Origin of the sequence: Lacibacterium aquatile (assembly GCF_042683105.1) — a bacterium.
In the GTDB taxonomy this organism is placed as follows: Bacteria; Pseudomonadota; Alphaproteobacteria; order Elsterales; family Elsteraceae; genus Lacibacterium; species Lacibacterium aquatile.
In genome coordinates, this window is the sequence record NZ_JBHUIP010000006.1 from 87,452 (window position 1) to 106,664 (window position 19,213).

Genomic DNA, 19,213 nt, shown 5'->3' on the forward strand with positions numbered 1-19,213 from the left:
CCACTGCTGCTGGCAGGAAGATCGCAAATTTTGATTGGGTCACCAAGAGATTAGCTCCCTCGGTGACCCACTCCAAAGACCGTGACAGGTCAAGACGCGTATTTGAATTCCGGTAGGTTCTTCAAGGCATCCTTGGTGGCTCCACGAAGAACCATCCGGTTGTCTTTCACCTCCAGCGCATCATAGGGCACCACAACATATTTCGTGCCGATGCCCAGAAAGCCGCCGACGGACAGAACTGCGTAGGGGATCTTGTTGTTTGGGGTAACAATCAGATCGTCGATCTCGCCAACGGTTTCGTTGGCATCGTTCACTACATTGCTACCGACCACTTTGGAGGTGCGATAGCCAGTAGAAAGGGATTGCACGTCAACTTTTACTAGGGTTTGAGGTGTGCCCTGTGCGTATGCCGCACCTCCGAGTGCCATAACGATCGCGGCCGAGCTGAGAATTAGGGTCAGGGACTTAGTCATGGCTATTCCTCTCGATGTTGGAAGAGAAGCTTCGCCAAAGGAACGTCAAAAGGACCGCTAGGTTTCCGGCATCTTCCGACCTCGCTGACGATGTCACAAAAATGGGGTGGGTCACCTTCCCAAGTATTCTTCAGGGGCCATACCAATCAGCGGGACCTCTTGCAAACCGTCTGGCAATGGAGCGATCCGTTATTGGTCGACTGGGGATATTAATTTTTTGTAATATTCATCGGTGTGAATCTTGGGAGATTGGGTGTTGAAGCGCTTCTTTAAATCCGAAGTGGCCGGTGGCGTCTTTTTGCTTATGGCCAGCATCCTGGCCTTGGTCGCCAGCAATTCGGGCATGGCCGACCTCTATGGCCATTTCCTCTCAGTGCCCTTTGCCATCCGGCTTGGCGATGCTGGCCTTGAAAAGCCGCTGCTGCTCTGGATCAACGATGGCTTGATGGCGGTCTTCTTCTTCCTAGTTGGGCTGGAGATCAAGCGGGAGGCTTTGTTCGGCCGCCTTGCGAGTTTTCAGAAGCTTGCCTTGCCGTTGGCGGCGGCCGTGGGCGGGATGGCGGTGCCGGGGTTGATCTACGCCGCCATCAATTGGGGAGATCCGGCGGCCCTCAACGGATGGGCCATTCCAACTGCGACCGATATCGCCTTCGCCATGGGGGTGTTGGCCGTCCTGGGTAAGCGGGTGCCGACCGGTGTCCGGATCTTTCTGCTCGCCCTTGCGATCATCGACGATCTGGGCGCGATCCTGGTGATCGCCTTTTTCTATACCTCGGATCTCTCGACGGTGGCGCTTGGCCTGGCCGGTGCTGCGCTGGTCTTCCTGGTTCTGCTCAATCGTCTGGGCGTGCGCACCTTCACGCCCTATCTGCTGGTCGGGCTGTTCCTGTGGGTCTGTGTCCTGAAGTCCGGCGTCCATGCGACGCTGGCCGGGGTGGCGGTTGCCATGGCGATCCCGTCGCGGAACAAGGAGGGCAAGATTGAGGGCGGCATGCTGACCCAGATCGAACACAGCCTGCAGCCCTATGTCGCTTTCGGGGTTCTGCCGATCTTTGCCTTCGCCAATGCCGGGGTCAGCTTTTCCGGAATGAGCTTTGCCAGCCTCTTCCAGCCAGTAACGCTCGGCATCCTGCTAGGGCTGGTCGTGGGCAAGCCCATCGGCGTTTTTATCGGGGCATACTTGGCTGTGAAGGTCCGGTTGGCGGCACTGCCCGAAGCAACGGACTGGAAGCAGATCCTGGCGGCTGGGATGATGGCCGGTATCGGCTTCACCATGAGCCTCTTTATCGGCGGTCTTGCCCTGCAGGGGGCGGAAGCCCAGGCCTGGATCAGACTGGGCGTCCTGAGTGCTTCGGTGATTGCCGCGATTGCCGGTGGCGGGATGCTGGCGGTTCTGGCCAGGAAAACTCCCTAGCCGACAGGTCGAAATAAAAAGGGGCCGGAAAATCCGGCCCCTTTTTTTGCCCGCCTATTTGAAGTCCGGCGGCGCCATGTTGAAGTCTGACTCCGGGATATCGATCTGGATCGTACTCGGATCGATACCTGTTCCGTGGTCCAACCCCCACAGCACCAGCATCGGGAAGGCGACAACCAAGGCGACCATGATCAACTGGATACAGACGAAGGGAACCGCGCCCCAGTAGATCTGCTGGGTGGTAACCGGCTGTGTCAGCTTGCCCGTGACCTTGTCGATATATTCCTTGGCAGGAGCGACCGAGCGCAGGAAGAACAGGGCAAACCCGAAGGGCGGATGCATGAAGCTGGTCTGCATATTGACGCCCAGCATGACGCCGAACCAGATCAGATCGATTCCCAGAGCATCGGCTGCGGGCTTGAGCAGCGGCACGACGATGAAGGCCAACTCGAAGAAATCGAGGAAGAAGGCCAACAGGAAAACCAGGATATTCACGGCGATCAGGAAGCCGATCTCGCCGCCCGGCATGCTGGTCAGCAGATGCTCGACCCACTTGTCGCCATCGACACCCCAGAAGGTCAGGGTGAAAACGGACGAGCCGATCAGGATGAAGATGACAAAAGCAGACAGCTTTGCAGTCGCTTCCATCGCCTGACGCATCAAGGTCCAACTGAGCTGGCGCTTGGCCATCGCCAGAAGGATCGCACCGACGGCACCCATCGCGCCACCTTCAGTCGGCGTTGCAATGCCGAGGAAGATGGTGCCGAGAACCAGGAAGATGAGTACCAGCGGAGGAATCAGAGTCGTGACGACCCGTAGCAACAGGTTCAAGCCGCGAAGCGAACGTGCTTCGGGCGGTAGCGCAGGCAGATACTGCGGCTTCAGCATCGACATGATGAAGATATAACCAGCGTACATCGCGGTCAGGATCAGACCCGGCAGCATCGCACCGGCATACATGTCGCCGACTGAACGGCCCAACTGATCAGCCATAACGATCAGCACAAGGCTTGGCGGGATGATCTGGGCAAGGGTGCCAGATGCGGCGATGACGCCTGATGCGATCCGACGGTCATAGCCGTAGCGCAGCATGATCGGCAGCGAGATCAGGCCCATGGAGATGACCGAGGCTGCAACCACGCCGGTGGTCGCTGCCAGCAGAGCGCCAACGAAGATAACGGCATAGGCAATACCGCCGCGCAGCGGACCGAACAGCTGACCGATGGTATCGAGCAGATCTTCCGCCATACCTGATCGCTCTAGAATCAGGCCCATGAAGGTAAAGAAGGGGATCGCCAGCAGAGTATCGTTCTGCATCGTGCCGAAGATACGTTGCGGCAGCGCCTGCAGCAGCGAGGTATCGAACAGACCAAGCTCGATACCCAATATTGCGAAAATAATGCCGTTAGCAGCTAGGGAGAAGGCGACTGGATACCCCATGAGAAGGAGCATCACGAGGCAGCCGAACATGATCGGCGCCATGTTGGCGATAAGGAAATGCGTCATTTACTCGAACTCCTGCCCAGGCCTCAGTGCTGCTGCTTCTTCTCTGCCGGATCTGGGATCAGACCCTTCAGGAAAGCCACGCGCTTGATGAGTTCCGAAACCCCCTGCAGGATCAGCAGGATAAAGCCGATCGGAATAAGGATCTTCACGGGCCAACGAAGAAGGCCGCCCGCATTGCTCGACACCTCGTGGCGGATATAGCTCTCCTGCACCATCGGGATCGACATGTAGAGGATCAGCAGGGCCATCGGGAACAGGAAGAAGACCGTCCCGAAAATATCGATACCGGCGCGGGTTCGGGCCGAGAAACGGCTGGTCACGACGTCGATGCGGACATGCTCGTTCCGCAGCAGCGTGTAAGGCGCGCACAGCAGGAAGGTGGCGGAGAAGAGATACCACTGGATCTCCAGCCAGCCATTAGACGAGTTATGGAAGATATAGCGGTACGTGGCATTGCCCGCACCGATCACGGCAGCGGCCAGGACGAGCCAGCCGACAGCAACGCCGATACGCTCATTGAGGCGGTCAATGAGCCCGGAAAGTTTCAGCAGAATCATCGGCTTTACAGCCTCCCTCGTGATGCCCATCTTTTTGTGCGCCGTCTTGTAGCGGCAGCTTTTGTGCAACGCTTTCAAGCATTCATTATGTCAACTTAGGGGCAAAAGCTATAAGTATCTTTCCATTTGGTAAGCCATTGGAAAGATTAAGTTCGGTTCTGAGGTTGCACCCCAAAACTGCACAATTTTTGATCTGTCTTCCAAGAGCGGTATTGATGTAGCGTCCCCGCATTCTCTTGCCCCTGCGAAACCAACACGGCCATACTGGCAACAACAAAATCGACAGGGACGGAAATGGTGTCGCGGTTTATCTTCTCGTTGGCGATCATGGTCATCGCCGCCACTCCCGCCATGGCGGCAACGGCGCCGCATATCGACGGTGCTGCGCTTGGCCTGATTTGGGCTCTGCCGTTTGCTGGCATCTTGCTTTCCATTGCCATCCTGCCATTGGTTGCCCCTTCGTTCTGGCACCACAACTTCGGCAAGATTTCAGCGGCCTGGAGCCTCGCCTTCCTGATCCCGATTACGATCCAAGCCGGCGTCGGTGTAGCGCTCTATGAGTTGCTACATGTCCTGCTGCTGGATTATATCCCCTTCATCATCCTGCTGCTGGCGCTCTTCACCGTGGCGGGCGGGGTCAAGATTGGCGGCACATTGGCGGGGACGCCGACCGTCAATCTGACGTTGCTCCTGTTCGGAACCCTGCTGGCCGGCTTCATGGGCACTACCGGCGCCGCGATGCTGATGGTCCGGCCGTTGCTCAGCGCCAACCATCGACGCAAGCACAAGGTTCATATCTTTGTGTTTTTTATCTTCCTTGTCGCCAATATCGGCGGCGGCCTAACACCGCTCGGCGATCCTCCTCTCTTTTTGGGTTTCCTGAAGGGAGTCGAGTTCTTCTGGTTCACCGAACATATGATTCTTCCGATGCTCTTCGCCATCGCACTGGTGGGCTCGGCCTTTTTCATAGTGGACAGTTACTATTATCGCCGTGAGAGCGACTATGTCCGCACCCACGAACCGAAGCGGGAGAGCCTTCATATCCAGGGCTTCCTGAACATCGTTCTTCTGGCTGGCGTGGTGGGGGCTGTGCTGATGTCCGGTGTCTGGAAGCCAGGCATCGCCTTCACTTTGTATCATGTGCCCATCGAGGGCCAAGGGTTGGCGCGGGATGCCATACTGCTGCTGATCACATTCCTGTCGGTCCGTCTGACCAGACAGCAGATTCGGCATGACAATGAATACAGCTGGGGACCGATTGTTGAAGTTGCCAAGCTCTTTGCCGGCATCTTCATTACGATCATCCCTGCCATAGCTATTTTGCGTGCAGGAGCATCGGGCTCGCTGGCTGGATTGGTGGCGCTGGCCAACCCGGGGGGCGTGCCGAGCGATCCGGTCTATTTCTGGCTGACCGGCATCCTGTCGAGCTTTCTCGATAATGCGCCGACCTTCCTCGTCTTCTTCAATCTGGCAGGCGGCGATGCCCAACATCTAATGGGACCCATGGCATCGACTTTGCTGGCAATCTCTGCCGGTGCCGTCTTCATGGGGGCCAATACCTATATCGGTAACGCTCCCAACTTTATGGTAAAAGCGGTGGTGGAGCATCGCGGAGTCCATATGCCCAGCTTCTTTGGCTATATGGCTTGGTCTTGTGCGGTTCTGATACCGACCTTCCTGTTGATGACCCTGCTGTTCTTCTAGGGTTCTTCGTCCAGGTCCTCATCGCGCTGGGGTGGAGCTGTTACAGGGAATCGGACTTCGATCCGGGTTCCCTGTCCCTCACCCGCACTTGATGCTGTGATCGTGCCTTTGTTGGTTTCGATAAAAACGCGGGCGATGGCCAACCCAAGGCCGGTTCCGGGCACATCGGAGCGATCACCGCGATAGAAGGCTTCGAAGAGGTGCAAAGCTTCGTCCTGCGGGAAGCCGCTGCCTTGATCGATCACGGCCAGGACGACATTTTCCTGCTCCTGCCGCGCCGATACCGCGATAACTGTCCCTATCGGCGCGTATTTCGAGGCGTTGTCGAGTAGATTGGTCAAAGCCTGTGCAGCCAAGGCGGGATCAATCTGCAGCAATGGCAGATCTGGAGCTATGGTAACCTTAACACGATGCTCCTTCAGGCGCTGGCGGCAGCGGTGCAGAACCGATTGCAGCAGATCCGGCACCTCTACCCAGTCAAGCTTAGGATAAAGTGAGCCAGCCCGGATGCGGGTAGCATCGAGCAGCGTCTGGATTATTTGATCCAGCCTTTCAGACTCTTCCTGCATAAGACGGGCAAGGCCCGAGAGCCGGGGGTCTTGGGCAACCTTATCCGCCCCCTGCAGGACTGTTGCGGCACCCATGATTCCTGCCAGCGGGGTGCGTAGATCATGCGAGACGGTGCTGATTAGCATGTCGCGCAATTCGTCTGTCTTGGCACGCATGCGGCCTTCTTCGATGGCGGCTGCAATGCCGAATCTTTCAAACGAAGCCGCCCCGTCCTCCAGAATGGAAAGCGCATGCTGCGCGCGTTCCTCGTCAAGATCTGAAGACCCGGAAACATCCACTAGCAGCACTGCAAGATTTCTATCGCTGATCTGCAGGCCTCGACACAAAAGGCGTCGTCCATCGGGCAGGGCGATGAGGCGGCTGGAGTGCAGGCCATCGACGCTGATTTCTCGGGCTAGGGTCTGGGCGATCAACCTATCCTGCTGAGGTTTGGCTCCGAGCAATGGCTCATCACCGATCATCTGCACCTCGACCGGACGCCCCACGATTTCGGAGAGATGACGGATAATTGCCTGATAAATTTCGGTGAGGGATCCAGCTGCCATTACTTCGCGGCCAAGGGCATAGAGATCACGGAATTCATGCTCTTGACGGCGGAGGTTTGCGACCTTGGTGCGGAGATTATCGGCGGCCGGGCCTGCAATTAGGGCGATGAAGGCGAACACAAAAAGGTCGGCTATGTCTGAGGGGGCATTGACCTGAAAACTGAAGACGGGCGCATAGAAAAGGCTGCAGCACCCAATCGACAGGGCCGCTGCAAAAAGACTAGGCCCCAATCCCCATCTCAAGGCCGTCCCGAGTACGGGCAGCAGGAAGAACATCGAGACGTGGGTTACGGGGGCAGCCTGCTCGACGATGGCCGCGACCATCGTCGTAAGTCCGACGAATGCTAGGGCTGCGATATATCCGGGAACACCCGAGAAAAGACTACGGCCAAGATATTGGCTCTGAAGCTGTCGCATCGACATCGCAGCAAGGTAGCCGAGAATGACCGCCGTGGCCAACCGATGTGTCGGATGTCGATGCTTACAAGCACTGACGGGGGCGACCCGTTCACACGCAGGGTGCCTTGGGGCCGATCAGGTAAGCGTGAAGACGGCCCATATCCCACCTGAGAGAGCTACCAGAGTACGCAATAACCTCATCAGCATTCCCGATTTGGGGATCTTCAGCAAAGGCCGTTGTCTCTAACACGGACCTCAAGACCGGTCGCGTCCAGGGTGGATGCGTCGGCATCCATGAGGATCGAGAAATGGCAAATCTGCGTTTGCTGACGAAACTGCTGATCGTGATCGGCCTGATGTCCACAATCATGATGGGACTGGTTTGGTTAGGGATTGTATCGCTGCGAGACTATGGCGTTCTGGTTGAACGGGCGAACCAGCGCTATGATCAGGCTCTGATCGCCGAGCGGATCAACGGCCTCGTCAACGGCGTCGTGATGGAAAGCCGTGGACTCTACGCCGCCAAGACTATCGAAGAAGCTTCGCGCTTTGCTGACGGGATCGAGCGCCAGTTGGCCGATATCGATGCGAAATTCGCGAAATGGAAGCCGCTGGTTGTGCCGTCGGAGCGCGAAGATTTCGAAAAATTGCGTAATTTGGGGCGACAATTCGTCACTTTGCGGCAGGATCTGGTTCGTTTTGGCCGCGCCGGGCTCATTGATGAAGCAAACAAGGTTGGCAACAATGACGCAAACCGATTCAGCCGCGAAACCCTGAATCGGATGCTGACAGACGTGGTTGTTCGCAACAATGCGCTGGTCGATGAGAACGACATCATCCTCGAGAAATTCGATGATGAGCGGGAACTGATGATGGTTGGCCTGTGCTCCGGGGGCATCCTGATTGGTGTATTGGCAAGCTTCGCAATCTGCAGGCGCTACATCGCCGGTCCCGTACGTCGTCTGACCGCCGGGATGAAGGATATGGCCTCTGGCCGCCTCGATATCGAAGTCCCTGGCACCGACCGCCGCGATGAAGTGGGTGAGATGGCTCAGGCTGTTCTTGTCTTCCGTGATGGTCTGGCCGATGCGGTACGGCTGGAGGCTGAGCAGAAGGCCGAGCAAGCCCGCAAGGAAGAGCGCCAGAAGAAGGTTGAGGCCTATATCACTTCCTTCGATATGTCCGTCGCTGGGTCGCTCGACGTACTCTGGACCTCCGCCGAGGAACTGCAAGATACCGCAAGTTCGATGACCCGGACTGCCGATGTGACCCGCAGCCAGGCGTTGAACGTGGCGCAGGCAAGTGGCGAAGCCTCGGCTTCGGTACAGACGGTGGCGGCGGCGTCGGAAGAACTTGCCAGCTCGATCCAGGAAATCAGCCGTCAGGTGCAGGAGAGCGCCGGTATTGCCGAGAGGGCCACGTCCGAGGCCGATCGCACGGCTAGTCAGGTGCGCGCCCTAGCCGAAGCCGCTGCCAGAATTGGCGACGTGGTGCGCATGATCAACGATATTGCCAGCCAGACCAATCTCCTGGCGCTGAACGCGACCATCGAAGCTGCCCGCGCCGGCGATGCAGGTAAGGGCTTTGCCGTTGTCGCCTCGGAGGTCAAGGCTTTGGCGAGCCAAACTGCTAAAGCCACAGAAGAGATTGCCACCCAAGTGCAGGCGGTGCAGGGCGAGACGTCGCAGGTGGTCACGGCCATCGAGGCTATTGGCGGTACGATCACTAAGATGAACCAGATCACGGCTGCGGTTGCCGCCGCGGTCGAAGAACAGGGCGCGGCAACGGGTGAGATCGCTCGCAACGTCCAGCATGCGGCTCAGGGGACCCAGCAGGTGTCCGACAGTATCAGTGAAGTGCGCGTGGCGGCGAATGACACCCAAGGGGCATCCCATCAGGTGCTGACGGCGGCGAGTAACTTGGCTGCACAGGGAACGCAGCTTCGGCAAGAAGTGGCTGCATTCTTGGAAAATATTCGCGCAGCCTGATGCGACCATCCGGTCCGCCGGGATCTGCTTTGCGATCCCGGCGATCTCATAATAATCCTGCGAGCTTCATCATGTGTAACAAACTGTCGAGCAGAGAACTGCTACGCTCTCAGCAGCGGCTGGAAACCGAACTGTATGTTTATGATCTCTGTGCGTCGCCAGATCCCGCCGTTCAGGCTCTTGGGCAGCGGCTGCTTCATTGCGTCAGCTGCAACAGATCTCAAGAGGGGCAGAACCGGCGATGCTTCACCGGCGTTGGGACCTCGCCCGCAAAGTGTGACTATCACGCGGCTTGATCCTCGGTGCGGGAAGGTGCGTGGAATGGGAAGATTGCCAGCTAAGCGGGGAAAGACTGCGACAGGTAGTCGCTATCGGCGGGATGGATTTTTGGCGTGCTCACGTGGATCCATCCGAAATGAGAAAATATTTTTCTTTTTATAACAAATGGTTGTTTGTCTTCTTATCGAATTAATAACTTAGATATTCGTTGGTGTGGATTTGATTGGTTTGAAAATGCCTCTCATTTGATGGATTTCGCTGCTGTTTCTGACAGTAGAGGAAGTCTTCGTGAGGTGTGATTTATCCGCGTACCGCCGATACCATTGGGTGCGCCGATGATTGCCCGACCAACTCTTGCAAGACTTCTATTCGTTGATGATGAGCCTTTGATCCATGAGGCCCTCAGTCGGCAGCTTTATGGCTATCGTAATCTCTGGTCGATCGAATTCTTGAACGATCCGCTCCAGGCCGAACGTCTTATCGAGACGGAACGGTTCGATGCGATGCTGGTCGATTACCGCATGCCGGGAATGAACGGTCTGGAACTTTGCCAGAAGGCGCGGGCCGCCGATCCTGATCTCGCCGTCTTGATGCTAACGGGCCATATCGACCTCGACGTTGCTCTGGGGGCGGTGAACGAAGGCGGGATCTTCCGCCTCTACACCAAGCCTTGTCCTTTGTCGGACCTCGTATCGGGGCTTGAAGCGGCAATCCAGGAGACGCGTCGCCATCGCGAGCAGGCGAGCATTCTCAATCTCGATGCCGGCAGCGGAACCGGCCCCCATGCCGTATTCGATATCACTCATGAAGGCCAGGTGCGCTGGATGAATCGCGAGGCGGCGCGGATGCTTCAGAGCAACGTCGGTCTCGTCATGTCCACCACCGGCAGCGTCACTCCGGCTGTGACAGGCGAGCGGCGGCGATTTCAATTAGCGCTGGCCGGTGTAGCCCGTACGGGTACCGAAGAAAGCCTGTCCCTTGAAACCGACGATCCTGACGACAAGCTGCTGCTGACCCTGACGCGCAATCCGGCCCCGTCTTCCGGTGCGCCTCGATCCTTGACGCTCATTGCCGTCGCAAAATCCCGGCGGCCTTGCGTCGATGCGAACCGGCTGCGCGGTCTCTTCGGTCTCAGCGAGAAGGAGGCGCAGCTTGCCGGCCTGCTCGCCATCGGCATGAGCCTCACCGAGGCCGCCGAGGAGATCGGTCTCAAGGAAAGTTCGGCCCGCACCTACCTCAAGACGATCTTCGCCAAAATGGGGGTTACCCGTCAGCCCGAACTGGTGAAGGTTATCCTGACCTCGACCGCGGTTCTTGCCTCAACAGCAGTGTAGAAACTCCCAGTTCGCCCCTCCCCAGATGGGGATATGGTGGGGGCAGCGATTGGCATAGGAGTGATGCAGCTTCAACGTGCAAGCCAGGAGGCCGCACATGGTCAATCAGTTCCTTCAGGCGGCCGCCATGGCGGTATACCTTCTTTTCGCGGGTGTCGGTAACCAGGCAAAGGCCGATGCTTCGATGCAGCAACCGGTGGGCAAGGTGGTACTCACCGTCGGTGGGGCGATCAGCAACACCACAGACGGCAAACAGGCTCTTTTCGACCTCGAACAGTTGAAGGCTCTGGGCAAGGAGGAGATTCGGACCAGCACTCCCTGGACCAATGGCGAGGTCACCTTCGAAGGTATTCCTCTGACCAAGCTGCTGTCTGCCGTCGGCCCGAAGGGCGGTTCGATCAGTGTGACGGCACTCAACGACTATTCTGCGAATATGACGGTAGCCCAATTGGTCGGTGCCGGGGCAATCCTTGCTTACGCCGTTGACGGTAAGCCGCTGTCGGTCCGCGACAAGGGGCCGTTCTGGATCATTTTCCCCTTCGATACCGATGCCAAATATCGCAACGACGACTATTGGTCGAAGTCGGTTTGGCAAGTGAAGTCGATGACCCTGCAATAGGGATGAGTAGATCATCATGCCGATGTCGCTGGTCCAGCACGTCCGCACGCCAGTTGGCCGCTGCCTGATTACCCTGGCAGCGGTCGCGGCGTTTACGGCCTATCTGCTGTTTTCCTATTGGTTCCGACAGGAGTTGGAGCAGCAGGCGCTCGAGTTTCGCGAGAATTTCCAATGGGCGGTTTTCCAGACCCAAAAAGAGGTTCTCTCCACGCTCCGCCTCGCTGATCAGGCAGCATCGGGCTCCCCTGTTCCCGTCGAAGATATAGAAGCGACCTTTGATCTCTTCATCAGCCGCCTCAATCTGATCCGCGATGGAAGGGGGTTTGCTGAACTCCGTCAGATCCCGGCGCTGAAAACGCTTCTGGCGAAGGTCGAGACGGATATCGACGCGGTCGATGCAGTTGCCAATTCTGCGACCGTGGATTCCCGGACGCTGGGGCAGATTATTGCCGACCGATTTGCGCCCTATGAGCCGAGCCTTCAGGAAATTTCCGTTGCCGCCCTGCATCAGACCACGGAACGAAATGCTGCGCGTGCCACCGAGGTCGAGACCCTGCTGAACTGGCTTGAAATTCTCTTCCTGATCAATCTTCTCATCATCGGTGGTGCGCTGGTCTTCGCGTTCCGTCAGAGTCTCAAGGCTTACCGCAGCGAGTTCCGGGCGCGCGAACAGGAACAGGAACAACGCTTCCTGACCGAAACGGCGGAACGGGCCAAGCTAGAGGCACTTGGGTCCTTGGCCGGCGGTGTGGCCCACGAGATCAACACCCCCGTTCAGTTCATCTCCTCCAATCTCGATTTCCTGGCCCAGGCCGTCGATACGATGGACAAGACGCTCGCCACGGTGCCGACCGGCATCCTGACCGACGAGCAGCGCGAGGAATGGGAGTTTCATGCTCATGAAATTCCCAATGCTCTGAAGGATGCGCGGACTGGGGTTACTCGGATCGCCGAAATTGTGGCGGCCGTGAAGCGCTTTGCGCATCCTGCGATCGGCCAGCCGACGGAAATCGATATTGCCGAGGAGATCCAGACCGCCCTCATTCTGACCCAGAGTCAGACCAAGACGATGGCGAAGGTCGAAGTGATCCTGGACTCGGATCTGCCCAAGGTCATGGGACAGCCGAACGAACTCAACCAGGTCCTCATCAACCTGATCGTCAACTCCGTCCAGGCATTCCAGGAAAGTGGCCGACGGGATGTGGGCCGCATCGATCTTACCGCTCGCGCAGATGCTCATTCGGTTGAGATCCGAATCCACGACGATGGTCCGGGCATCCCAAGCGATATCCGCGCCCGTGTCTTCGATCCCTTTTTCACGACCAAGCCGGTCGGGGTCGGAACCGGTCAGGGATTGGCACTGTGCAAGCGCATCATCGCTACCGGTTTTGGCGGTAGCATCACCCTCGATGAAACTGTCGCGTCTGGGTCCTGCTTCCGCATCGTCCTACCGACCGTGCAAGCTGCTTTCTGATCGCCCTGTGATCTCTTACAGGACTGTATTTTAAGGGTTTTTACCTCCCAAATGGGGATGGGGCGAGAGAGGGGTGAGGGATAGTTTCGAGCCATCAACTGGTTCTTGGAGCGATCCTAAATGTGGAAATTCTCGACAGCGAGCAGCACGGCCCCCGATGGGTATGATGCGGTCTGCCAGGCCTGGTGGTCCCTGGTGGAGGATCTCGGCAGCCAGCCCGATTGGGTGATGTTGCATTGGTCAGGCTATTACGATCCGGCCGAACTGGCGCGGACCGCGTCCAGGCTACTGCCGGCCGGTCGCCTGCATGGTCTCGTTTCCACCCACAGCTTTATGGGCAACGTCGATCTCGACGATACCGAGACCCGAGTTGCCTTGATCGGTATCCGTGACGATGCGGGTGACTGGGGCGTTGGTGAGAGCGCGCTCGACGGCAATTCTTTCCAGGCCGGCGTGCGCGCGGTGAGCGCAGCACTCCTCAAGGCCAACCGGCTGGGCGAAATGCCGTCGATGGTTCTGATGAGCGCATCGGGCGGTGGTGAAGAGGACATCATCCGCGGCATCGAAAGCGTGGTCGGGCAGTCGGTTCCCATCGTCGGCGGCAGTTGCCTGCCCTCCGATTATAGCGGCGCGGCACTGATCTCGACCGAGAGTGTGCTGGCGGATGGAGTGGTGGTGACGGTGATGTTTCCGTCTGTGCCCGTCGCCTGCGCCTTCCATTCCGGCTTCTCGCCCGCCGGTCCCCGTGGCGTGGTAACACGGGCCGATGGTCGTCACCTCATCGAGATCGATGGCCGCGCGGCGCGCGAGGTCTATACGGAATGGGCGGCCTACGCTGCGACGGAGCCATTGCCGACCTTCGGTATCCCCCTGAAGCGGGTGATGGAGACGGAAGTTTTCTGCCTCGTCACGCCCTCGCTCGCCGAGAATGGCGATGTCATGCTGTCGTCTGCGGTCGCGTCCGGCAACGAGGTCTGCCTGATGCAGAGCGAAGATGACGCGATGATCCTCCGTCCCGCGCAGACATGCGATTTCGCTGCCCAGATGCTGGAACTCGATGCCGACGCCCTCCAGGGAGCGTTGGTGATCTACGACGAAGGTTGCCGGGTGCGACTCGGATCTTCCGCCTTCGAGATCGGCTCCTCCCTGCGCGAGATGCTGGGGCAGGCTCCCTTCTTCGGCTGGTTCGCCGCCGGCGAGCAAGGGCGTTTCTTCGACCGCCAGAATCATCACGGCAGCCGCATGGTTTCCGCTCTCGTCTTCGGCAGGTGAGCCATGATGCTGGCCCCGCAGAATTATTCCCTGGTTGAGATGCATTCCCTGCGCTCGATTGAAGCCCGCCGCCGCCGGGAAGGCGATGTGTTGCTGGCGGCCCTCGCCGCAGTGACCGCGGAAACGGATCACCGGCGGATCGTCGAGGCGGCGATTACCGCACTCCGCGACGCTCTTGGCGCAGCGACAGTCCTGGTGCTGGATCTGACGCGCGGGCCGCGTTCGGCGGTGGCCGAGGTGCCTGGTGCCTCCGGCCTCGCGACCAGCCTCTCGCGTCTGCTGGGGACGGCCGGGATTGGCATTCTGCGGGGAACTCAGACCCATAACCTCATCCAGATCGCAGCCCTCGACGAGGCGATGAAGCTGGATCTGCCGGTAGATCGGCTGCCGTCCGTGCTGGCGCGGACCATCATGGCCGACAAGGCGCTGGTTCTGGTTGCCGTCGGACAGCCCGAAACGCATTTCACGCCTGAAGACACCATGCTGTTTCAGCGCTTTATCCCGGTCCTGCGTCAGGCCATCGGGGTGCAGCATCTGACCGAAGAGCGCGAACGGCTGGAAGGGGAATTGCGTCAAGCGCAGCGGCTGGAGTCGCTCGGTACCCTTGCCGGGGGCATAGCCCACGAGATCAACACGCCCTGCCAGTTCGTGTCCGACAATCTCTTCTTTATCAAATCGGTGTTCGAGGACATGGCAAAGCTGGTCGCTGAATATCGTGGCCCGGCGGCTCCTTGCGACAAGGAAACCCTGTTGCGGGTCGACCGTCTTGCCCAGGAGATCGATCTCGATTTCCTGCTGGATGAAGCGCCGCGCGCCATCGAACAGTCGCTGCAGGGGATCGGACAGGTGTCGCGCATCGTCTCGGCGGTGAAGGAATTCAGCCATCCGGGCGGAGCTGATCCGGCGGCGGTGGACATCAATCACCTGATCGAGAACACCATCGCGCTCTGCCGCAATCATTGGAAATATGCGGCGCAGATCGAACTCGATCTGACCCAGGGGCTTGAGCCGATCCAAGGCTACCCGGATCAACTCAGCCAGATCGTGCTGAATCTCGTTGTCAATGCCGCTGATGCCATCGAGGAGCGCTATCGTGGAACCGCGATGGGCCGGATCCTAATCGCGACGGCAGAGGCAGACGGGGCTGTTGAACTGTCGATCTCGGATAATGGTACAGGGATCCCCGAGGAGATCCAGGGCAAGATCTTCGATCTCTTCTTCACGACCAAGCCGCCCGGCAAGGGCACCGGCCAGGGACTGTCCATCGTCCATTCCATCGTGACCCAACGCCACCAGGGATCGATCCGGCTGGAAAGCAATCCCGGTGAAGGGACGCGCTTTGTCATCCGGTTGCCCAAGCAGCACGCGCCGCGTCCGGAGGGCCTGCAATGACCAAACCCCGCATTCTCTTTGTCGATGACGAGGCGAATGTCCTGAATGGCCTGCGCCGGCTGCTTTTTGCCAAGCGCAACGATTGGGACATGCAGTTTGCGCCCTCGGGTGCCGCGGCCCTCGCAATAATGGCGGAAACCCCTTTCGACATGATCGTCAGCGACATGCGGATGCCTAGTATGGACGGGGCCGAACTGCTGGGCGAGGTCATGCGGCTCTATCCCCAGACCCTGCGCTTCATCCTCTCCGGTTTCAGCGACGACGTTTCCACCACTAAGGCTCTGGTCCGCAGCCACCAATTGCTGTCGAAACCTTGCGATGGCAAGACGCTGGAAAATCGTCTGGAGCGCGCCCTGGCAGTCCGTGCCCACCTCAAGAACGAAAGCCTGCGGTCGGTGGTGGGTGGGCTGACGACAGTGCCGGTGCTACCTAAGATCTATCAGCAACTGACCGAGGCCCTGAACCGCGGCGAGACAAACGACCGCGAGATCGAGGCCATCGTGGAACGCCAGCCGATCCTGGTCGCCCGGCTGCTGGCGGTGGCGAATTCAGCCTTTTCGGGATCCATGCAGAGCTTCACCTCGGCGGGTCAGGCCATTGCCTATCTCGGGACCAATGCGGTGCGCTACATGGCCCTGAAGTGCGGGATGATCGGCGCGATGCGGCACCCGACAGTGGGCGAGTTCAAGGCCGAGGCAATCGTCGCCCATTCGGGTCGGGTTGCGAATATCGCCCGCCTGCTGGCCGTTCGTCTGGGCTTCGATACGCTGATGGTCGAGGAAACCACCGTCGCTGGCCTGCTACATGACGTCGGTCAGTTGATCCTGATGGAGAATTTTCCCGACCTCTATCGCGATCTGCCTTTGCCGGTCGTCCGGAATGATCGCTGGCTCAGCAGCTACGAGCGTGAACGCCTGGGGGCTTCCCACGCCGAGGTTGGAGCCTATGTCCTCGCCTCGTGGGGACTGTCGCAATGGGTCATTGAGGCCGTTCTGCATCATCACGAGCCGGCGATCGCGGCTGATATCGAGGTCAGTCCCGTTTCGGTCGTCGCAATGGCCGAGCGGATGGCCTCCGAACCCGAAAGCAAGCTGACCGAGATCTTCGGCGATGCCCTCTCTCCCTTTGGCAACACGCTTCATTCCCTCGAACGGGACACCCGCCTGCAGGCCGCCATCGAACAGGCGCGGTCTCCTCAGCCGGTTTGACGAAAGGAATATCTCAATGGCGCAGCGCATCCTCTTCGTCGATGACGAGCCCGCCCTTCTTGCCGGTATTGGCCGCCATCTGCGCGGCCAATTCGAATTCGATACCGCTAATGGTGGTGATGAAGCATTGGCCCTGATCGAAGCGAAGGGACCCTATGCAGTGCTGGTAACCGACATGCGAATGCCCAATATGGATGGGCTTGCTCTGCTGGATCGCGTGAAGGGCAAGGCCCCGGATACGGTGCGCATGATGCTGACGGGCAATACCGACCAGGGAACCGCCGTCAATGCAATCAATCACGGGCATATCTTTAGCTTTCTGAACAAGCCCTGCCAGCCGGATCACCTGAAGGAAGCCCTGCATCGCGCTCTTCGGCAGCATCAGCTTCAGACGGCCGAGCGCCAACTGCTGGAACAGACGCTGACCGGGGCTGTGGGGACCATGGTGGACGTTCTCTCCACGATCCATCCGCTGATCTTCAGCCGGGCGATGGTGGTGCGGGAACTGGCAATGGAAGCGGCCGAGCAGCTTGGCATCTGCAGCTGGGTCATGGATCTCGCTGCCATGCTTGCACCCATCGGCTGGGTGACAGTCCCGACAGAAGTTGCAGCCCGTGTCGTTGCTTTGGGTGACAGGGCGAACCGGGACGACCGCGCGTTGGCTGAGCACGTACCCGAGGTTGGAGCGAAATTGCTCGAACGCATTCCCCGCCTGGAGCAGGTATCCAAGATCGTGCGTTATCAGGCCAAGCAGTATGATGGCGGCGGCTGGCCCCATGACGATATTGGTGGCGGCGATCGTATTCCTATCGAATCGCGTCTTCTGAAGATCTGTAACGATCTCATGGATCGCGCCGGTCACCGCGCGCTGCTCGCCTCCCATCTGTCCGATCTCTATGCCAGGAAGGCGCATTACGACAGCGATCTGATGATGGTTGTCGATCTCGTGCTGCGTGAACGAATGGTCGCGGCAGCGGGGGAGGTCGATCCCCAGGCCCTGATCATGGTCGAACGCCCGAGCCAGCTACAGCGGGGTGACCGGCTGGAGGACGGCCTGCTGTTCCTTGATGGGGGGCTCGCCCTGGCCGCGGGGGAAAATGTGACCGAGGTCAATATCGCCCGCTTCACGGCCCTCAACGCCATTCGGCCGCTGGGTTTCCCCATCCGGGTTTACCGCCAGCATCCCACGCATCTTGCCTCGTAACGTTTCAATCAGGATCTCATCATGAAGAAGCCCCCCCACGAGGCCGCCGACGTCCTCATCCTCGACCATGACCTGCAGCAGGCAGATCTCCTGCGCGGTGCGATGAAACGCCGGGGAGCGGACGCCAGAATCCTCGGTGATATCGATGCCGTTCAATCGGCCTTGAAGCAGTCTCCCCAGCCCTCGGTCATCGTGATGGATCTCTATCTCGGAACAGCCGATGCGGTTGATATCCTCAACGTTCTGCATCGCGGCAAATTCGAGGGCGAGGTGATCCTGGCAAGTGAGGCTCCCGCCCGCACGCTCCAGGCCGTTCGGAGACTGGCCGCCGACATGAAGGTCCATATCGTCGCCGTATTCCAGAAGCCGTTTGATATCAGTGAAGTGAGCCGCATCGTCGCCCAGAAGCTTGACGCCAAGCGTCCGCCCTCGGTCGAACAGATCGCCGATGGTGCCTTGCGCGGCGAGATGGTGGCGCTGTTCCAGCCTCAGATCGAGATCGCGACCGGCCGGGTGCAGGGAGCGGAGGCTCTGGTGCGCTGGCGGCAGGAGGATGGTTCGCTCTGGTCGCCCGCCCGCTTCATCGATATCGCGGAGGAAGGTGGGTTGATGCCGATCATCACCCAGACGATGCTGGAACAGTCCATCGCGGCGGCCCAGTTGCTGCGCCAGCGCGGAGCGGACATCTCCATCGCTGTGAATGCCTCCTCCTCGGTCCTGACCGACAACACCTTCGTCCAGCAGCTTTTCCAACGCCTCACGGCCGCCGACCTGCCCAGCCAGACGATCAAGATCGAGGTGACCGAAAGCCTTGCCTGCACCAATAATCTCGCCATCGCCGAGACGCTGACGCGTTTACGCATCAGAGGGGTCGCCCTGTCGCTCGATGATTTCGGGACCGGATATTCATCGTTGGTCGCGCTGCACCGCATGCCCTTCAGCGAATTGAAGATCGATCAGTCCTTTGTGCGTGATCTCGGCCACGACCACGACGCCTCCACCATTGCCAGCGCGGTCATCGACATGGCTCAGACTCTGGGACTGTCAGTCTGCGCCGAAGGCATCGAGCATGAGCATGCTCTATCCTTCCTGAAGGAAAAGAATTGCGCCAAGGGGCAGGGCTGGTACTTCGGCAAGCCGATGACCCTCGAAAACCTGCTGCAGCACATCAATCGGAACGGGTAAGGATCGTCGGATTGTTAGGCGGTGCGGTGAATTTGGCGCAGCATTAATATCGCGACGCCTGTTCGGCCTTCTCGGCGCCATTACAGGAAG

General features: G+C 59.0%; 15 protein-coding genes. 11 read left to right on the forward strand and 4 right to left on the reverse strand.

The features are described 5' to 3' along the window. Nucleotides 1-89: 89 nt before the first annotated feature. Entirely contained in the window at nucleotides 90-473 is a 384-nt protein-coding gene (locus ACFSM5_RS08405; protein WP_379875876.1) for a PRC-barrel domain-containing protein, read from the reverse strand. Between the two features lie 253 nt (nucleotides 474-726). Here ACFSM5_RS08405 and nhaA point away from each other — a divergent pair, with 253 nt between their 5' ends. Continuing rightward, a complete protein-coding gene (gene nhaA, locus ACFSM5_RS08410) occupies nucleotides 727-1,887 on the forward strand; it encodes a Na+/H+ antiporter NhaA (protein WP_417498518.1) in 1,161 nt (386 codons plus the stop codon). Nucleotides 1,888-1,941: 54 nt separating this feature from the next. Here nhaA and ACFSM5_RS08415 read toward each other — a convergent pair whose 3' ends face one another. After that, the gene (locus ACFSM5_RS08415; protein WP_379875878.1) at nucleotides 1,942-3,393 is read right to left on the reverse strand and encodes a TRAP transporter large permease; all 1,452 of its coding nucleotides are present in this window, start codon (nucleotides 3,391-3,393) and stop codon (nucleotides 1,942-1,944) included. A gap of 23 nt (nucleotides 3,394-3,416) precedes the next feature. After that, the gene (locus ACFSM5_RS08420; protein WP_379875879.1) at nucleotides 3,417-3,950 is read right to left on the reverse strand and encodes a TRAP transporter small permease subunit; all 534 of its coding nucleotides are present in this window, start codon (nucleotides 3,948-3,950) and stop codon (nucleotides 3,417-3,419) included. A gap of 294 nt (nucleotides 3,951-4,244) precedes the next feature. On the opposite strand from ACFSM5_RS08420, the gene ACFSM5_RS08425 reads away from it, so the two are divergent. Then, a complete protein-coding gene (locus ACFSM5_RS08425) occupies nucleotides 4,245-5,654 on the forward strand; it encodes a sodium:proton antiporter (RefSeq protein WP_379875880.1) in 1,410 nt (469 codons plus the stop codon). Here the strand turns inward: ACFSM5_RS08425 and ACFSM5_RS08430 are convergent. After that, nucleotides 5,651-7,228: an ATP-binding protein gene (locus ACFSM5_RS08430; RefSeq protein ID WP_379875881.1), complete on the reverse strand. Its 1,578-nt coding sequence runs from the start codon at nucleotides 7,226-7,228 to the stop codon at nucleotides 5,651-5,653. The two genes, ACFSM5_RS08425 and ACFSM5_RS08430, sit on opposite strands and share 4 nt — an antisense overlap. Before the next feature lie 248 nt (nucleotides 7,229-7,476). Here ACFSM5_RS08430 and ACFSM5_RS22215 point away from each other — a divergent pair, with 248 nt between their 5' ends. The 9 genes from ACFSM5_RS22215 (at nucleotide 7,477) to ACFSM5_RS08475 (ending at nucleotide 19,123) form a co-directional block, all read left to right on the forward strand. After that, on the forward strand, nucleotides 7,477-9,156 hold the full coding sequence (locus ACFSM5_RS22215) for a methyl-accepting chemotaxis protein (protein WP_379875882.1): 1,680 nt from the start codon (nucleotides 7,477-7,479) through the stop codon (nucleotides 9,154-9,156). Nucleotides 9,157-9,770: 614 nt separating this feature from the next. Next, complete coding sequence (locus ACFSM5_RS08440; RefSeq protein WP_379875883.1) at nucleotides 9,771-10,769, forward strand: DNA-binding response regulator; 999 nt, start codon at nucleotides 9,771-9,773, stop codon at nucleotides 10,767-10,769. Between the two features lie 97 nt (nucleotides 10,770-10,866). Next, nucleotides 10,867-11,388: a putative pterin-binding protein gene (locus tag ACFSM5_RS08445; RefSeq protein WP_379875884.1), complete on the forward strand. Its 522-nt coding sequence runs from the start codon at nucleotides 10,867-10,869 to the stop codon at nucleotides 11,386-11,388. A 16-nt stretch (nucleotides 11,389-11,404) separates the two neighbouring features. After that, the gene (locus ACFSM5_RS08450; protein WP_379875885.1) at nucleotides 11,405-12,862 is read left to right on the forward strand and encodes a sensor histidine kinase; all 1,458 of its coding nucleotides are present in this window, start codon (nucleotides 11,405-11,407) and stop codon (nucleotides 12,860-12,862) included. Nucleotides 12,863-12,982: 120 nt separating this feature from the next. Then, nucleotides 12,983-14,134, forward strand: a complete 1,152-nt coding sequence (locus ACFSM5_RS08455; protein WP_379875886.1) for an FIST signal transduction protein — start codon at nucleotides 12,983-12,985, stop codon at nucleotides 14,132-14,134. 3 nt (nucleotides 14,135-14,137) lie between these two features. Further along, nucleotides 14,138-15,526 carry a sensor histidine kinase gene (locus ACFSM5_RS08460; protein ID WP_379875887.1) on the forward strand — a complete coding sequence of 463 codons (1,389 nt, stop codon included), beginning with the start codon at nucleotides 14,138-14,140 and terminating at the stop codon, nucleotides 15,524-15,526. Further along, entirely contained in the window at nucleotides 15,523-16,734 is a 1,212-nt protein-coding gene (locus ACFSM5_RS08465; RefSeq protein ID WP_379875888.1) for an HDOD domain-containing protein, read from the forward strand. The genes ACFSM5_RS08460 and ACFSM5_RS08465 overlap by 4 nt, the downstream gene beginning before the upstream one ends. A gap of 16 nt (nucleotides 16,735-16,750) precedes the next feature. Further along, a complete protein-coding gene (locus tag ACFSM5_RS08470) occupies nucleotides 16,751-17,938 on the forward strand; it encodes a response regulator (protein WP_379875889.1) in 1,188 nt (395 codons plus the stop codon). Between the two features lie 21 nt (nucleotides 17,939-17,959). Further along, nucleotides 17,960-19,123, forward strand: coding sequence for an EAL domain-containing response regulator (locus ACFSM5_RS08475; RefSeq protein ID WP_379875890.1), 1,164 nt, complete (start codon nucleotides 17,960-17,962; stop codon nucleotides 19,121-19,123). The last annotated feature ends 90 nt before the right edge of the window (nucleotides 19,124-19,213 follow it).

Coding starts and splice junctions, on each gene's coding strand:
- ACFSM5_RS08405 (WP_379875876.1), bottom strand. CDS start 473: ATGACTAAGTCCCTGACCCTAATTCTCAGCTCGGCCGCGATCGTTATG.
- ACFSM5_RS08415 (WP_379875878.1), bottom strand. CDS start 3,393: ATGACGCATTTCCTTATCGCCAACATGGCGCCGATCATGTTCGGCTGC.
- ACFSM5_RS08420 (WP_379875879.1), bottom strand. CDS start 3,950: ATGATTCTGCTGAAACTTTCCGGGCTCATTGACCGCCTCAATGAGCGT.
- ACFSM5_RS08425 (WP_379875880.1), top strand. CDS start 4,245: ATGGTGTCGCGGTTTATCTTCTCGTTGGCGATCATGGTCATCGCCGCC.
- ACFSM5_RS22215 (WP_379875882.1), top strand. CDS start 7,477: ATGGCAAATCTGCGTTTGCTGACGAAACTGCTGATCGTGATCGGCCTG.
- ACFSM5_RS08440 (WP_379875883.1), top strand. CDS start 9,771: ATGATTGCCCGACCAACTCTTGCAAGACTTCTATTCGTTGATGATGAG.
- ACFSM5_RS08445 (WP_379875884.1), top strand. CDS start 10,867: ATGGTCAATCAGTTCCTTCAGGCGGCCGCCATGGCGGTATACCTTCTT.
- ACFSM5_RS08450 (WP_379875885.1), top strand. CDS start 11,405: ATGCCGATGTCGCTGGTCCAGCACGTCCGCACGCCAGTTGGCCGCTGC.
- ACFSM5_RS08455 (WP_379875886.1), top strand. CDS start 12,983: ATGTGGAAATTCTCGACAGCGAGCAGCACGGCCCCCGATGGGTATGAT.
- ACFSM5_RS08460 (WP_379875887.1), top strand. CDS start 14,138: ATGATGCTGGCCCCGCAGAATTATTCCCTGGTTGAGATGCATTCCCTG.
- ACFSM5_RS08465 (WP_379875888.1), top strand. CDS start 15,523: ATGACCAAACCCCGCATTCTCTTTGTCGATGACGAGGCGAATGTCCTG.
- ACFSM5_RS08470 (WP_379875889.1), top strand. CDS start 16,751: ATGGCGCAGCGCATCCTCTTCGTCGATGACGAGCCCGCCCTTCTTGCC.
- ACFSM5_RS08475 (WP_379875890.1), top strand. CDS start 17,960: ATGAAGAAGCCCCCCCACGAGGCCGCCGACGTCCTCATCCTCGACCAT.